The sequence below is a fragment of the Bacillus sp. BML-BC051 genome (assembly GCF_019656175.1).
GTDB classification, from domain to species: Bacteria; Bacillota; Bacilli; order Bacillales; family Bacillaceae_G; genus Bacillus_A; species Bacillus_A mobilis.
This window is the reverse complement of the sequence record NZ_BPLI01000019.1, coordinates 57,116-73,419: the sequence shown is the minus strand read 5'-3', so window position 1 is coordinate 73,419 and position 16,304 is coordinate 57,116. Positions and strand designations below refer to the sequence as shown.

Sequence of the window (16,304 nt, the reverse complement as noted above, 5' to 3'; positions counted from 1 at the left end):
GATTCCTCTCTTTTTTATTTTGGGATTATGCCGTGCTTTTAAAGCTGCACTACTCCCCTTTTTTACGATGCATGTTCATCTTTCTTCTTCATTAACGCTCTCTTCTTCATTGCCTTCGTTAAATATCCGCCTTTAAATGAACGAATTTCATAAGAAGACATAAACGCTTTCGGTGCAATTTCATTAATTATTTCTAACAGTTCTTTTTCTCTAGAACGCTTTGCAACGATATCTAAGCGATAACGTATTGAATTAATACCTTCACCTTCAAATACTGTAACGCCAAATCCAGAGTGACGTAATTCATCTACTAATTCATTACAACGGTCTAGTAAACTAACTTGATACGTAATATAACCAATTGCTAATTTATTCTCTATATAACCGCCTAATAATAGTCCCGTACTAAAGCCAATGACATAGGCAACGATGTTCATCCAATTTGATAAATCTTGAAACACAATACCTAAACTGACAATGTAAATAGCTCCTTCTAACAATCCAACACCAGCAGCGGATCTTGTTTGATTCTTTACAAGCAAAATCGTACGGATTGTCAAAATGGGAACGTAAATAATTTGAAGCACAAAGATAAGTAACGCTTGTAACATTGGTATCCACCTCTTTCAAAAAGTCTTTTGTCATAATAACATACATAACCTTTAGAAATCGATGGGTTTTTAAATTTTTTTACATTATTTTTCATACTATTGAAAAACGTAAAAAAGAAGCGTATTATATTTGTCGTAAATTTGATTACTTTCATTAGCTCGCTTTAAACACAAAAGGAACCCCATTAGGCCCCTTTCATCATAGCTCTATGTTTTTCGAAGCATGTTCCCTTTGCTTCTCTTCCTCTTTCACTAACTGAATATTCGTATAAGCTAAATTTGCAATCATTAAAAAGTGTCCACCTAAAATGCCTGTACCGAATGCCCACATTTCCATTTCATGCTCAATTTCATACATGATGATAGCTCCTAAAATGGCTGCAGCGAATCGGTTTAACACTCCTAATCCAGGAGCCTTTTCTTTCATTACGATACTTTTTCCAAGTTTCTCCACTCTGCGAGCTAATAACCAAAGGCAATATGCACTTACAGCTAATCCAATACCAAACCCTGTTACTTGTTTTCCAAACGGAGTAATCGTCCACATAAGTAGTAAACCACTAAAGATCACATACAATTGTAATCGATATACACGTAAGGCTGCTTGAATCAAAATATCCGCTCCTAATTTCGCATTTTTATACTCTAGAAGAAAAGCAGCAACTTACACAGTTGCTGCTTTCTCTTCTTCTTGCTCTTGTTCCATCTTACGAATTTCAACACGTTTAATTTGGTAAGCATCTTTTTCTAACACTTTAAATTCATAACCTTCCGCCTCAACATGTTGTCCTTCTTCAATTTCATGATTTTGCATCATAATCCAGCCACCGATTGTATCCACATCGTCTTCTTCAATGTGTAATCCAAACAAATCTTTCACTTCTGAGATAAGCACTTTTCCATCAACGATTTTATGGTGCTCATTCACATGCTGAATTGGTGGTGCTTCATCTTCATCATATTCGTCACGAATTTCGCCGACGATTTCCTCCAAGATGTCTTCAAGCGTTACAATCCCTGCTGTTCCTCCGTACTCATCATATAAAACAGCCATCGGAATTCGCTTCTTCTGCATTTGAAGTAATAAATCGTGAATTGGAGTCGTTTCCATCACTTCAATAATCGGACGCATATACGAGCGAATAGATGATAAATCTTTTTGATCCTCGGTCATATATCGAATAAAGAAATCTTTTACATTGACCATACCGATAATATCATCTTTATCTTCTCCAAAAATCGGATAACGTGTGTATCGCTCATTTTGGATTACTTTCATGTGTTCTTCTACTGAATCTTCCAGGTAGAAACCAACGATTTCTGTTCGCGGTACCATAATCTCTTTTGCAATACGATTATCAAATTCAAAAATGTTATTTACATACTTGTATTCAGCCTGATTAATTTCGCCACTTTCATAGCTATCTGAAAGGATAAGACGTAATTCTTCCTCTGTATGAGCTACTTCATGTTCTGAAGCTGGTTTTAAACCGAATAAGCCAGTTACAACACGAGCTGAACCGTTTAATACCCAAATAAATGGATACATGACTTTATAGAACATCATTAACGGACCTGCCAATAACAACGTTACTTGTTCAGCCTTTTGAATTGCCATCGTTTTCGGAGCTAATTCCCCTACTACAACGTGTAAATACGTCATTAGCATAAAAGCAAGACCAAATGTTAATACTGATGAGATAGAAGGATTTATGTTCCATTTCTCAAATAACGGGTGTAATAACTTTTCAATTGTCGGTTCACCTAACCAACCTAATCCCATAGCTGTAACTGTAATACCTAATTGACAAGCAGATAAATATTCATCTAAATTTGTTGTTACTTTTTTCGCTGCTAAAGCACCGCGTTTCCCTTCCGCAACAAGCTGATCAATACGACTTGAACGTACCTTTACAATCGCAAACTCTGCTGCTACGAAAAATCCAGTAAATGCGATTAAAATCGCAACCATGACTAAATTAAATATTTCCAATGAATCCCCCTAGTTTAAAAAACTAAGGTGTCCACCTCCTGTATACTATAATGTTTTCTTATTTGTTCATTAGAAAACATAGCCCGATACAAAAATTAAAGAGGTCGGATTTCACTTTTTTCTATAATAATAGAGCAAGTGTCTGTATTAAAGCTGTCGTTTGACCAGATAAAGATTTCGATATTTTTTCACGTTGTGAATCAGTCAATCCATCTAAAAGCGGTTTTAACTCCGTTAACTCTGCTTCTAATCGATGAATATGGTCTGTCACTTCATTCACTTGTTTCGAAACGTGTTCATTGATACCGAGCAGCTTCTTCTTCTCCTCGATTTTCTCTTTAATCTCACAAAGCGGCATATGCATTTCTTTGCACTTCTCAATAAATTGTAATGTCTCAAATGCTGTTTCGTCGTAATAGCGATAATTAGATTGAGATCGCTCCGCTTTTAAGATTCCTAGATTCGTATAATAATCAATCGTTCGTTTCGACACGTGAGCCATGAGAGCCAACTGTCCGATTCGATACACCTTCCCAACGATCTTCCCCCCTTGTTTATATTACTACCATCATACAATACATAAACTGTACAGTCAAACATGACGGTTTCTTATTCATAATTTATACAAAATTTCACATGCTATCTAAGTATGTAGTATATTCACACTCTATAACTCTATCCATATAGTTAGATTACTGTTTTTTCGATATGCTGATACCAAAATGTAAAAATGGAATCACACATTCCTTTCAACCTTCCTTAATTTAAAACATATGATAATACTATTGAAATAAAATCATTATTTATGCAACTGGAGGAGATTAAAATCACTAGGACAATTATCTCTCACTTTTATAACGAGGAGTATTTATTACCATGGTGGCTTATGCATCATACAAAAATATTTGATCACGGCATATTAATTAATAGAGGTTCTACAGATCGTTCTGTTGAAATTTGTAAATTATTTGCTCCCAACTGGGAAGTACGAAATTCAAGATTCCTTGATTTCGATCCCACTAATACTGATATTGAGGTGATGGAAATTGAAAGAGAGGTTTCAGGTTGGAAAATGGTATTAAATACTACGGAATTTCTTTGTTGTAACAATGTAGAAGAATTTTTCTCTTCACTTCATACGCTAGGTCAAAATATGTATGCGATAAGAATGATTGTCATGATTGATAAGCATGATTACAATTATTCCAAATTAAGATATTCTATTCCATTAGTAGAGCAACGATACCATGGGCTTTTTCCTTATAAACCAGAAATCGGATGTGCCTGGAGATTTATACACAATCATCTTGATGGCGCATATTTACCTGGCAGACATTTTACTCGGCATCAACATATCGTTTATAACTCCCCTTCATTTATTGTTAAATTTTATTTTAGCCCTTGGAACGAACATGCAAAGGCAAGAAAATTACAAATAACACCTACCCTTTCAAAAAAGGGCATTCGAATGGGACTTCAAGCACATTATGGTCAATCCCCTGAGCAACTCGAAACTCGATTTTTAGAGCTTAGTAGCATAACACAAGATCTTCGTAACCACCCTGAGTATCAACAATTATTCCCAAAATTCAAACCTTAATATTTCTCATCCTATCATGTTCCACACATTTTTACGCACTTAGCTAAAAACTATACCATTTGTATTTCATATGAATACTGTATATATTATAAATTTTTATTTTAGGAGGAAAAAATGAAAGCTGTTATTCTTGCAGGTGGATATGGAACAAGGATTGGGGAAGAAACTCATTTAAAACCAAAACCTATGATTGAAATTGGGACAAAACCTATTCTATGGCACATTATGAGTTTGTATAGTTATTACGGCATTACGGAGTTTATTATTTGCTTAGGCTATAAAGGATATGCAATTAAAGAATTCTTTCTAAATTACAACTTACACATGTCCGATTTTACGATACATTTAAGTGACAATACAATTACGAACCACTCTCATCGCATTGAACCATGGAAAGTTACATTAATTGATACTGGTCTAAATACAGACACAGGTGGACGAGTTAAAAAAATACAGCATTACGTCGGGGATGAACCTTTCTGCCTCACTTATGGCGATGGATTAAGTAATGTAAATATAAAAGAACTCATTGCATTTCATAAAAAACATGGAAAAATGGCAACTGTTACAGCCGTACAACCTCCTGGTAGATTCGGTTCTCTCGTATTAGATAAACAGTCTGTCACATCCTTTCAAGAGAAGCCACTCGGGGATGGCGGATGGGTTAACGGTGGATTTTTCGTTTTAAATCCTGATGTTTTCAATTACATTAGCGGAGATAAATCTGTTTTTGAAACAGAAACTTTAGTTCAGTTAGTAAACAAAAATGAACTAGCCGCATATCAACATTCTGGTTTTTGGCATCCGATGGATACATTGCGCGATAAAAATAAATTAGTCGAGCTATGGGAAAGTAATAACGCTCCGTGGAAGGTTTGGTAATATGGCTTCATCATCTTTTTGGAATAAGAAAAAAGTATTTATTACAGGGCATACTGGCTTTAAAGGCTCCTGGCTCACTCTTTTTTTAACTTCTTTAGGCGCAGAAGTAGTTGGCTATTCTTCTCATCCACCATCCATTCCAAACCTTTTTGAGCAAGGTAACGTGGCAAAAGAGTGCATAACAATTAAAGGCGACATTACAGATTACGATTCTTTATTACACGCCCTAAAACATCATAACCCTGACATACTATTTCATTTAGCTGCCCAGCCAATCGTCACCACTTCATACAAAGATCCTATCGAAACATTTAAAACGAATGTTTTAGGTACTGTTCACGTATTAGAAGCGGCAAAACAGATAGAAAGTATACGCAGCATTATTAATGTTACAAGTGATAAGTGCTATGAAAATGATGGGAGCGGTAACCGTGCATTCGTGGAAAGTGACCGATTAGGAGGTTTCGATCCTTATAGTGCGAGTAAAGCTTGTGCCGAACTAGTGGCAACTTCCTATCAAAACTCATTCTTCCGCACTAACACCCAGAATCTTGCCTCAGTAAGAGCAGGTAACGTCATCGGCGGTGGTGATTGGGCAGAAGACCGATTATTCCCAGATGTCATTCGTGCATATTTACAAGATGCTACGTTAAATATTAGAAACAAACACGCTATTCGCCCGTGGCAACACGTATTAGATCCTTTACATGGCTATACCCTTTTAGCTGAGAAGCTGTGGAAAGACGCTGAATATGCAGCAGCCTGGAATTTCGGTCCGATGAATGAACCTAACAGAACCGTTCATGATGTCATTCAATTTATAATGAAATTATGGAATCAACCACTAACAATCCTTTCTCCTCATACAAACACTCCTTATGAATCACCTATCTTAACACTCGACAGTACAAAAGCAGTAAATAAACTCGGTTGGACACCTAAGTTATCAACAGACCATTCTATCGCGTGGACTGTTGATTGGTACAAAAAATATGCATCTGGTGAAAATATGGAATCTTTCACGCGACAACAAATCGATGCATTCAAAAATTTATAAGGGGGCTATAAAATGGAACAGAAAAAATGCCGTTTTTGCCACTCATTACTAACAAATACTTTTTTAGATTTAGGAGTTTCCCCTCTCGCTAACTCATTTATCGCTCCTGAGAATTCATATAAAATGGAACCATTTTATCCGCTACACACATTTGTTTGTAACTCTTGTTTGCTTGTACAATTAGATGAATTTGAATCTCCGCACAATATTTTTCATGACTATTTATACTTCAGTTCTTACTCATCAAGCTGGCTACTACATGCTAAGCAATACGTAGAAATGGCAATTAAGCGTTTTAACTTAACAAACCATTCGAAAGTAATTGAAATCGCGAGTAACGACGGGTACTTATTACAATACTTTCAAAAAGAAAATATCCAGACGTTAGGAATTGAGCCAGCAAAAAATGTAGCAGAAATCGCTATTCAAAAAGGAATCCCTACTGAAGTAAATTTTTTCAGCAACGACTTAGCAAAAAAGTTACCGCAAGCAGATTTAATCGTCGCAAATAACGTATTAGCACACGTTCCGAACTTACATGATTTTGTAGCCGGTTTAAAAACGTTATTAAAACAAGATGGCACGATAACAATTGAATTCCCGCACTTATTAAATCTCATATCATTTAAACAGTTTGATACAATCTACCATGAACATTTCTCCTATTTCTCACTTATAAGTCTTCAAAAAGTTTTAGCTCATCACCATTTACAAATTGTCGATGTAGAAGAACTTGCAACGCACGGTGGTTCATTGCGCATTTTTATAAACCATTATAGTGACTCATCCACTATCCATTCCAATGTTACAAACTTAATCCAAAAAGAAGTAGATCACGGGCTAGATACATTAGATTGCTATCTCCTTTTTTCTAAACGCATCGAACAATTGAAAATAAATATTTTAAAATTTTTTATCGAAGCAAAAGCTTTAAACAAACAAATTATCGGTTACGGTGCTCCAGCTAAAGGAAACACCCTTTTAAATTATTGCGGGATAGGCAAAGAATTTCTAGCTTATACAGTAGATAAAAACCCTCACAAACAAAATCTCCTTCTACCAGGCACCCGTATTCCAATACAATCTCCAGAAGAAATTAAGCGTACAAAACCAGATTACATTCTCATACTTCCTTGGAATTTAAAAGATGAAATTATGAAAGAATGCTCTTTCATTCGTGAATGGGGCGGCAAATTTTTAATAACAATTCCAGAAGTCGAGGTCATTAAGCCATGAAAAAAATTCTTGTAACAGGCGGTAGTGGATGGATTGGTAAATATGTTGTAAATTCTCTTATACAAATGGGCTATGAAGTGCACGCCACTTACAATACAAATAAACCTTCTCACCTTTCTTGTCATTGGCATAAAGTAAACTTACTTTGCGATGAAGAAGTAAAAAAACTCATTTACGACATGAAGCCTAGTCATCTCATTCATTTAGCTTGGGAAGCAGTGCCGCCAGCGTGTTATGTATCTATTCATAATTACTATTGGCTTACATCCAGTATCTCATTAATTCAACACTTCACAACATGCGGCGGAGAGCGAGTCGTTGTTGCAGGTACTGGCGCAGAGTATGAATGGTTTAACGGCGTACTATTTGAAGATTCACCGCTTCTTTCCTATAAAACCCCGTATTCATTATGTAAAAACGCGCTACACTCCTGGCTACAATCATACGCTGAGCAAACCAGCCTCAGCATGTGTTGGGGCCGCATCTTTCATATGTATGGCCCTCACGAACAAGGGAATCGGCTCGTTTCTAACATTATCACTTCCTTATTAAAGAATGAGGAAGCACTATGTACACATGGAAAACAATCAAGAGATTTCCTCCATGTGAGCGACGTCGCTCATGCTCTCGTAACAGTATTAGAACACGGCGTTATAGGCACAATCAATATCGCTTCTGGTCAATCTGTACAAATTAAAGAATTAGCTTCTATCATTGCTAAAAAGATAGGAAAAGAACATTTAATTAAACTAGGTGCGATCCCTTTCTCTAAAAATGAACCTTTATTCGTCGGCGTTAATGTAGAACGTTTAAAAACTGAAGTAAACTGGAAACCAACATACGATCTAAATACTGGGATTGAAGAAACAATTTTATGGTGGGAATCATTTATAAAAAAGCATAACGATACGCACCACTAAAACGTAAATCCTTCGTCCCTCTCGCTAAATCCTTATACCATTCTTCTAATTTTTCAGGTGTAATAATATGATGTGTTCCCATTCCACCATGCTTACTAGCTTCAGAAAGAGTCGGGCCAATTTGTAATTTCCTCTTTCTCATCGCATCGTTCCAAGGGCTGAAACCAAACCATACAATACAAGCAAGAGGCGGATAGATCATAGATTCATGTGCGGATAAATGTCTTCCGACCGTATAACTTCCGTGTTCATGATTATGAATAAATCTACCTCTTCTCCATAACGCCCAATCTTCTGGTAAATAACCGTGAAATCGCTGTTTCATTAAAGGTATCCCAAAGTTAAGGTCCGGATAATTATAGTTAAGATCATCAACCATAATAAGCCCTTCCAACCAATACATTCTCCCTCCCAATTCATTCAGTGATTTCCAAAACTGATTTTTATCTTGCACACAAAGAAACTCGGTCGTATTTAAAATCATTTTCCATCCCTTTACTTCTTGTTCCACCCTCATTACTTCATGATCTGTCGCTAGCGCATCAAATTCTGGATTTGCAGAATCTCGTACCTCCCAGTGCGGCGCGAACTTTTTACAAATTTCAACCGAACGATCAGTTGAACCTTTATTAATTAAAATACCATGATCAAACAGTTTCGTATGATGAGCAAGCCACCACGGTAATAAATACTCTTCGTTATAAAAATGAGAAATAACGGTTGTAGTTATAACAATCTCCTCCTCTTTCTCTATTAATCTATTTTTTCATCCTACTCTTACTATACTTATCAGTTATGTAATTGGTTTCTTTTATTTTAAAAATATGTTTTTCTACCATATACTATGCTTTCTTAAACAACGACCATTTCCATTTTCTAAAGAAACATCCCAATAAACTGAAAATTAAGTTATAATATCATTATAAAATATGAAGGAGGAATGCACTCATGTACTACAACACTTCATTCGAAAACGATCAACCTGTAGGCCGTCTATAAACTAAGGCGGGCATTCATATAACACGTGCACTATGCCTCGTCTTAGGGAACTCATAATACCCTAAAAATAGACGGAGGTACTTTACATGAAACAAACAATTTTAGGAGCTATATGTTTATCATTAGCAGCTAGTATATGGGGCGGTATGTATGTTGTTAGTAAATACGTACTCGACTTTATCCCACCACTGACACTCGTTTGGCTACGCTTTATCATTGCTTTTGTTGTTTTATATGCAATTTTAAAAATAGCTGAGAAAAAGCAAAAGAAGAAAGTAACCATTCGCAAAAAAGATTGGCTTTTATTCGCTTGGATTGGATTTATCGGATATTTCATTTCGATTACATGTCAATTTATCGGAACAAAATTATCTGACGCTCATACAGGCTCTTTAGTAACATCAGCTACACCTGCATTTATGGTTATATTTGCAGCGATTATTTTAAAAGAAAAACTATCTGCTCGCAGACTGCTATCTACTATAATAGCGACAATCGGTGTCATTATCGTCATTGGATGGGATATTGAAATTGGCTCCTATTTTATCGGTACAATCATATTAGTCGGGGCCGCAATTACATGGGCTTTACTATCCATTTATGTGAAGATTGCTTCAGTTCGATTTTCATCTTTAATTATTACAACGTACGCCATTTTCTTTTCACTCTTTTTTATTACACCTTTTATGATATGGGAACTACAATCAACCTCTATCGAAACAGTAAATACGTACGTAATATTAGGCGTAGTTTACTTAGGAGTCGTCTCAACAGCAGGTGCCTTTTTCCTTTGGAATAAAGGATTAGAATTAATGGATGCAAGCATCGGATCGTTATTTTTCTTCTTCCAACCTATCGTCGGATCATTGCTTGGTTGGCTGCTCTTAAATGAGACATTAAATAGTAACTTTTTTATTGGTGGTATTCTTATTGTATGTAGTGTTTTCATTACTACTTTTGAAAAGAAATGAAAACAAACAGGCAGAGATCTTTAATCTCTGCCTGTTCGTATATACTCTTTACGCACTCCAATGCGATGGACGGGACAACATTTTCGGTAATTTCGTATGTGTATCCCCTTTCGCCGCGTTAATTTGAACTTGCGTCAGAAAAATACTATTTGTAAAATCTGCTCCTCGAATATCTGCATCTCGCAAATCAGCTCCGATGAGATCTGCTCCTCTTAAATTTGCTCCATTTAAGTTAGCCGCAATTAAGTATGCTCCTCTTAAGTTCGCTCCTTGCAAGTCTTTCTTCTTCAAATTCGCCCCCATAAGGTCTGCCCCGCGGTGACTCATTCGTTTTTTATGCGTTGCATTCATTTCCTTCCAAACTAGCTCACTCGTTTCTAAAAGTAACACATTTATTTCTGCACGGTGTAACGGAATATTTACTTTCATTAACTCGTCCGCATGTAAATTTGAAAGACGCTCCGTCTCTTCAATTGCTTTACTTAGTTCTTTATGAATCGGTTGTGTCGCCTGTAAAAGAATAGCCTCATTCAAATACCAAAGCATTTCATGAAGCTGATGCATAATCGGAAAAGCATCATACATTTTTCTCGCATGCTTAGCATCTTTCCGCCAATCAATCCCGTTAAACGTAACTTGCGAAATCTTCTGCCCAGCACCGAAACACTCAAATACTGTACAACCTTTATAACCTTTTCCTCTAAGATTTTTATGTATGCTACATTTAAAATCTGATTGTAAGTTAGTACATGGCTTCCCGCCATCTTTATTCACCGCAAAATCTACCGATGCTGCGAACGGTAACGCCACGCAACATAAACCGAAGCATTTTTCACAGTTTGCTTTTAAATGATCGTTATGATTAGTCAAAATATATACCCCCTGTTGTCTTTTGACTATTTCATAATATTCCAACTGCACTAAATAATCAATTTTAAAATAAAATAGCATCTTTCATTTCAAATCATAACTTTCTCATTTGATTTCCTTTCAATTGAAAAGGACTAACTCTGCTCATTGAATTATAATTAAATTATAAATATTCAAACTAAAAGGAGAATTACTATGGCACTCGAAATGAAAACAAACTGTCAAATTTGCGATCAATCTCTCGAATCAAATTCCGAAGCTTACATTTGCGTGTATGAATGTACATTTTGTGCCCCCTGTACAGAAGAAAGACAAAACGTTTGCCCAAACTGCGGCGGCGAATTAGTACGTAGACCGAAAAAGAAATAATAAAAAGCAAAGCGATATCGCTTTGCTTTTTATTATTTTTGGGGATTTGAAATTATATCAACGATTTTTTTAAATATATCGACTTACCGGCAAATAACGACACCACTTTATACATTGAAACTCCAATTAAACATTCAAAAACTTCACACAAACAGGCTCTGGTACAATAACATCAGATTGCAGCAGTGTTAACTCCCCTGTCGTTTCATTTCTTGAAAATAGCACAAGATTGTGTGACTTTTCATTTGTAGCAATAAGAAACTTTTCAGTCGGATCTAACACAAAGTCCCTCGGCCAATTTCCTTCTGTAGATGTATGTGCAACAAATGTAAGCTCAGCTGAATTTTGATCCACACTGAAAACAGCAATACTATTATGACCGCGGTTCGCTGCATATACAAAACGGCCGTCAGAAGAAATATGAATCGCACTTCCTTGACTATTGTCATCAAATTCTTTCGGAACTGTAGAAATATACTGCAACTCTGTAAAGGCCCCTTCTTCCGGATTATATGATAATACAATAACTTCCGAACTCAGTTCAGTCATGACATAAGCGTACTTTCCATTCGGATGAAAAGTAATATGTCTCGGACCGCTTCCTGGGTTCACAGACAAGCTATTTACTTCTTTTAACTTACTATCTTTTATTTCATACGTAATGATTTTATCAATCCCTAAATCAACACCTACCACATATTTTTCATCAGGAGTATACCCTGCGTAATGTGCATGTGGTTTTTCTTGTCTTTCCTTGTTCGGACCTGAACCTTCATGTGTAATAATAGATTGGGCAGCATTTACAGTTCCACCTTCTTCATCTACTACAAAAGACTCAATCGTTCCTTTATGGTAATTCGCTGTAACTACCGTACGATTTCCACTATCCACACTAATATGACAAGGAGAAGCACCTTCTACTACTTGTCTATTTTGTTCCGTTAGCTCTCCAGTATGACTATGAATCGAATAAGCAGCTACACCACCAGATTGGTCTTCCTTAACAACAGAATAGAGATATTCATTATTTTTGCTAATCGTTACATATGTAGGGTTATCCAGCTTAGCCGCAAGTGTTACATTACTAATTTTCTTTGCTTCCGTATCTAAAGTAAACTTATATATTCCTTCACTATTTTCTTTCGTGTACGTTCCAACATATCCAATAAACTCTTTGTTATCCTTCATTTTCATAACCCTCTCTCCCTATATTTTTCGTCCACCATACTACTTAAAATATTTTATGTTGAAAGAGTATCCTAAAAAATCGGAGTACCTCTTTATACGTTACCATATTTTCCTTCTAAATAGCCTTTAAACCCACTTTTTTTGATACACTGCTATACTTTCATATTCTTCTTCCAAGTGACGTGCCAAACGAATATAAATCGGTGTTAATTCTTTATATTTCTCCACACTTTCCATATTTGGCTCATGATAAAAATTGGCACCTACCATATTAGAAACTACATGTAATGTATCTACTTCACCTATGCTATATAACCCGAGGATAGCTGCTCCTAGGCATGAACTTTCGAAACTTTCCGGAACATATACGTCTTGATGAAAAATATCTGCCATCATCTGTCTCCAAAGTTCTGACCTCGCAAAACCACCTGTCGCTTGAATTTTTTTCGGTTCGCCAATTAATTCTTTTAACGAAAGAAGAACTGTATACAAGTTATAAATGATTCCTTCTAAAACAGCACGGATAAGATGCTCTTTCTTATGATGTAGTCCAAGCCCAAAGAAAGACCCCCGCGCATTCGCATTCCATAAGGGAGCTCTTTCTCCTGCTAAATACGGATGAAATAATAAACCGTCAGACCCAGGATTTACTTTTGCTGCTATTTCAGTAAGCAATTCATAAGGATCTTTTCCTAAGCGCTTCCCATGCTCAATTTCTAACTCACATAATTGGTCGCGGACCCACCTGAAAATCATACCGCCATTATTAACCGGTCCACCAATTACCCAAAGGTCCTCAGTTAACGCGTAACAAAAAGTCCTCCCCTTCGGATCCGTTACAGGCTGATTTGTTACAACTCGCACCGCACCACTCGTACCAATTGTGATAGCAACTACTCCAGGTTCTATTGCATTTACACCTAAATTCGATAGTACCCCATCACTCGCACCGACTATAAAAGGAGTAGTAACAAGTACATTCATCTCTCTTGCAAGTTCTTCATGTATCCCTATTAAACTGTGCGTCGTTGGAACAACTGTAGATAGCTTTTCATCTGTAATTCCTGCAACACGTAAGGCTTCTTCATCCCAGTTTAAAGATTTCAAATTGAACATTCCTGTTGCTGATGCAATAGAATAATCAATTACATATTCCTTAAATAACTTATAGAAAACAAACTCTTTAATAGAGATGAATTTATAGCTTTTTGCAAACAGTTCAGCATGCTCATTTTTAAGCCAAACTAATTTTGAAAATGGTGACATAGGGTGGATTGGTGTTCCAGTACGAAGGTAAATTTCATGACCATTCATATCATTTTTTATTTTTTCTGCCCAACTTGCGCTTCTATTATCTGCCCAAGTAATACACCTCGTTAACGGCTTCCCTACTTCGTCTACAGCAATGACACTATGCATTGCCGAACTAAAAGAAACAGAAAGAATATCAACTGGCTGCACATTACTTGATTGTATAGTTTCTTTAATCGTATGTATGACCGCTTGAAAAATCTCTTCTGGATCTTGTTCTGCTGTTTCTGGTGCGGGAGAATATAAAGGATATTCAATCCCCTGACTTGCAATAACAGATCCATCAACCGAAAACAAAACTGCTTTTGTACTAGTTGTCCCAATATCTACACCAATCATATATTTCGAGCTCACTATGTAACCCCTTTCAAATTATTCCGATAACAAAAGAGCACCATGATGTATACAAAAAGACGCTCCCTTATGAGAGCTACGTTTTTATAAACTTCACTCTCATAAAGGGATCCTTTTTATAACCATTGTGCTGTTTTGAAACTGCAGGATGTCTTTTCATATCGCTGCTTTCACGTAATAAGGTACCAAACTCGGGATTTATTTTACAAGATGAAGTTACATAGAGATTGATCCTCTCATGAAAAAGCAATTTGTGAAAACTTTACTTCCTTATAACTTAGGCGCCTTCACCCAATCCGCAGCAAACTTTTCAATACCTTGATCTGTTAATGGATGCATAGCGAGTTGTTCAATGACTTTATAAGGAATTGTTGCAATGTGAGCACCTGCCATTGCTACACGAGTGACATGGTCTGGGTGTCTAACAGAAGCCGCAATAATTTGTGTATCTAATAGATGAATATCGAATAATTCAGCAATTTTAGCAACTAATAGTACGCCATCTTCAGAAATATCATCCAAACGCCCTAAAAATGGAGAAACGTACGTTGCACCTGCTCGAGCAGCTAAAAGAGCTTGGTTCACAGTGAAAATAAGTGTAACGTTCGTTTTCACACCTTTTTCAGTAAGGTAACGACAAGCTTCTAATCCTGCTAGCGTCATCGGAAGTTTTATTGTAACTTTTTCATCGCCACCGTTAATTTTAATCAGTTCTTCTGCTTGAGCGATCATCTCTTCAGCTGTAACAGCATCTGGCGTTACCTCTGCTGAAACAGATTCAACGTTAGGTACTGCCTGACAAATTTCTGCAATACGGTCTTCAAACTTAATGCCCTCTTTCGCTACTAAAGAAGGATTCGTTGTAACGCCAGCTAAAACACCTAGTTTATATGCCTTTTTTATGTCCTCAAGATTTGCAGTATCAATAAAAAACTTCATGATTTATTCCCTCCATTTTTTAACGTTAACGAGTTATATTATTTCTTTTCTACCGCATGTCCACCAAACTCATTGCGCAGTGCTGCTACAACTTTTCCTGTAAACGTATCATTGTCTAATGAGCGGTAGCGCATTAATAGAGACATTGCGATAACAGGAGTTGCTGTTTGAAGATCTAAAGCTGTTTCTACTGTCCATTTTCCTTCACCAGAAGAATGCATAACACCCTTAATCTCATCCAGTTTGGCATCTTTAGAAAATGCATTTTCAGTTAATTCCATTAACCAAGAGCGAATAACTGAACCGTTGTTCCATACTCTTGATACTTTTTCATAATCGTAGTCAAATTCACTTTTCTCTAGAATTTCAAATCCTTCACCAATAGCAGCCATCATACCATATTCAATTCCGTTATGAACCATTTTTAAAAAGTGACCACTACCAGCTTTTCCTGCATATAAGAATCCATTTTCTACAGCTGTATCACGGAAAATAGGTTCAACGATATCCCAAGCTTCTTGATCTCCTCCGATCATGTAACACGCACCATTACGAGCGCCTTCCATTCCGCCAGAAGTTCCTGCATCCATAAAGTGAATACCATCTTTCTTTAATTGCTCATATCGGCGGATAGATTCTTTATAATGCGAATTACCAGCTTCAATTAAAATATCTCCTTTTGATAAAAGCGGTGTAATCTCATTAATAACAGAATCAACAACAGCGTGCGGAACCATTACCCAAAGAATTCTTGGTGATTCCAATGATTGAACAAGTTCGGTTAAACTAGATGTACCTGTAGCACCGTACTCTTTCATTTCTTCCACCGCACTCGTATTTAAATCAAATGCTGCTACTTCATGTTTATGATCCATTAAATTCTTCCCTAAATTTAATCCCATTTTACCTAAACCAATTAATCCTACTCTCATAATATAATTCCTCCTTGAATTACCTTTCATCATAAATACATGTTAATAAAATGATGAATATCTTTTTGTCAT

17 protein-coding genes are annotated in these 16,304 nt (G+C 36.3%); 7 read left to right on the top strand and 10 right to left on the bottom strand.

Features of this window, described 5'->3' with window-relative positions:
* Positions 1-62: 62 nt before the first annotated feature.
* The 4 genes from K5S59_RS11505 to K5S59_RS11490 form a co-directional block, all read right to left on the bottom strand.
* A complete protein-coding gene (locus tag K5S59_RS11505; protein WP_000938441.1) occupies positions 63-611 on the bottom strand; it encodes a DUF2179 domain-containing protein in 549 nt (182 codons plus the stop codon).
* Positions 612-810: 199 nt separating this feature from the next.
* Positions 811-1,224, bottom strand: coding sequence for an ATP synthase subunit I (locus K5S59_RS11500; RefSeq protein ID WP_120450589.1), 414 nt, complete (start codon positions 1,222-1,224; stop codon positions 811-813).
* Between the two features lie 51 nt (positions 1,225-1,275).
* A complete protein-coding gene (locus tag K5S59_RS11495) occupies positions 1,276-2,604 on the bottom strand; it encodes a hemolysin family protein (RefSeq protein ID WP_097843060.1) in 1,329 nt (442 codons plus the stop codon).
* 121 nt (positions 2,605-2,725) lie between these two features.
* Entirely contained in the window at positions 2,726-3,133 is a 408-nt protein-coding gene (locus tag K5S59_RS11490) for a MerR family transcriptional regulator (RefSeq protein WP_000285637.1), read from the bottom strand.
* A 276-nt stretch (positions 3,134-3,409) separates the two neighbouring features.
* Between K5S59_RS11490 and K5S59_RS11485 the strand changes: the two genes are divergently transcribed.
* From K5S59_RS11485 to K5S59_RS11465, 5 genes are all read left to right on the top strand, one after another.
* The gene (locus K5S59_RS11485) at positions 3,410-4,204 is read left to right on the top strand and encodes a glycosyltransferase family 2 protein (RefSeq protein ID WP_002072499.1); all 795 of its coding nucleotides are present in this window, start codon (positions 3,410-3,412) and stop codon (positions 4,202-4,204) included.
* A 114-nt stretch (positions 4,205-4,318) separates the two neighbouring features.
* On the top strand, positions 4,319-5,086 hold the full coding sequence (gene rfbF / locus K5S59_RS11480; protein WP_000648812.1) for a glucose-1-phosphate cytidylyltransferase: 768 nt from the start codon (positions 4,319-4,321) through the stop codon (positions 5,084-5,086).
* A gap of 1 nt (position 5,087) precedes the next feature.
* On the top strand, positions 5,088-6,143 hold the full coding sequence (gene rfbG, locus K5S59_RS11475) for a CDP-glucose 4,6-dehydratase (protein ID WP_000168686.1): 1,056 nt from the start codon (positions 5,088-5,090) through the stop codon (positions 6,141-6,143).
* 12 nt (positions 6,144-6,155) lie between these two features.
* Positions 6,156-7,379 (top strand): class I SAM-dependent methyltransferase, encoded by a 1,224-nt coding sequence (locus K5S59_RS11470; RefSeq protein ID WP_000435759.1) that lies wholly within the window; start codon positions 6,156-6,158, stop codon positions 7,377-7,379.
* Complete coding sequence (locus K5S59_RS11465; RefSeq protein WP_000723115.1) at positions 7,376-8,299, top strand: NAD-dependent epimerase/dehydratase family protein; 924 nt, start codon at positions 7,376-7,378, stop codon at positions 8,297-8,299. The genes K5S59_RS11470 and K5S59_RS11465 overlap by 4 nt, the downstream gene beginning before the upstream one ends.
* On the opposite strand, the gene K5S59_RS11460 is transcribed toward K5S59_RS11465, so the two are convergent.
* Positions 8,268-9,053 carry a glycosyltransferase family 2 protein gene (locus tag K5S59_RS11460; RefSeq protein WP_033656167.1) on the bottom strand — a complete coding sequence of 262 codons (786 nt, stop codon included), beginning with the start codon at positions 9,051-9,053 and terminating at the stop codon, positions 8,268-8,270. The two genes, K5S59_RS11465 and K5S59_RS11460, sit on opposite strands and share 32 nt — an antisense overlap.
* A gap of 331 nt (positions 9,054-9,384) precedes the next feature.
* Between K5S59_RS11460 and K5S59_RS11455 the strand changes: the two genes are divergently transcribed.
* Positions 9,385-10,269: a DMT family transporter gene (locus tag K5S59_RS11455; RefSeq protein WP_000814708.1), complete on the top strand. Its 885-nt coding sequence runs from the start codon at positions 9,385-9,387 to the stop codon at positions 10,267-10,269.
* Positions 10,270-10,317: 48 nt separating this feature from the next.
* On the opposite strand, the gene K5S59_RS11450 is transcribed toward K5S59_RS11455, so the two are convergent.
* Positions 10,318-11,139, bottom strand: coding sequence for a pentapeptide repeat-containing protein (locus tag K5S59_RS11450; RefSeq protein WP_000181451.1), 822 nt, complete (start codon positions 11,137-11,139; stop codon positions 10,318-10,320).
* A 195-nt stretch (positions 11,140-11,334) separates the two neighbouring features.
* Between K5S59_RS11450 and K5S59_RS11445 the strand changes: the two genes are divergently transcribed.
* Positions 11,335-11,508: a DUF1272 domain-containing protein gene (locus K5S59_RS11445; RefSeq protein WP_001162795.1), complete on the top strand. Its 174-nt coding sequence runs from the start codon at positions 11,335-11,337 to the stop codon at positions 11,506-11,508.
* A gap of 126 nt (positions 11,509-11,634) precedes the next feature.
* On the opposite strand, the gene K5S59_RS11440 is transcribed toward K5S59_RS11445, so the two are convergent.
* The 4 genes from K5S59_RS11440 to gnd all read right to left on the bottom strand — a co-directional run bounded on the left by K5S59_RS11440 (position 11,635) and on the right by gnd (position 16,232).
* Positions 11,635-12,696: a lactonase family protein gene (locus tag K5S59_RS11440; RefSeq protein ID WP_033656376.1), complete on the bottom strand. Its 1,062-nt coding sequence runs from the start codon at positions 12,694-12,696 to the stop codon at positions 11,635-11,637.
* Positions 12,697-12,822: 126 nt separating this feature from the next.
* Positions 12,823-14,364: a gluconokinase gene (gene gntK, locus K5S59_RS11435; protein WP_120450591.1), complete on the bottom strand. Its 1,542-nt coding sequence runs from the start codon at positions 14,362-14,364 to the stop codon at positions 12,823-12,825.
* 267 nt (positions 14,365-14,631) lie between these two features.
* Positions 14,632-15,300 carry a fructose-6-phosphate aldolase gene (gene fsa, locus K5S59_RS11430; protein WP_098872624.1) on the bottom strand — a complete coding sequence of 223 codons (669 nt, stop codon included), beginning with the start codon at positions 15,298-15,300 and terminating at the stop codon, positions 14,632-14,634.
* A 38-nt stretch (positions 15,301-15,338) separates the two neighbouring features.
* The gene (gnd, locus tag K5S59_RS11425; protein WP_098802393.1) at positions 15,339-16,232 is read right to left on the bottom strand and encodes a phosphogluconate dehydrogenase (NAD(+)-dependent, decarboxylating); all 894 of its coding nucleotides are present in this window, start codon (positions 16,230-16,232) and stop codon (positions 15,339-15,341) included.
* Between the last annotated feature and the right edge of the window lie 72 nt (positions 16,233-16,304).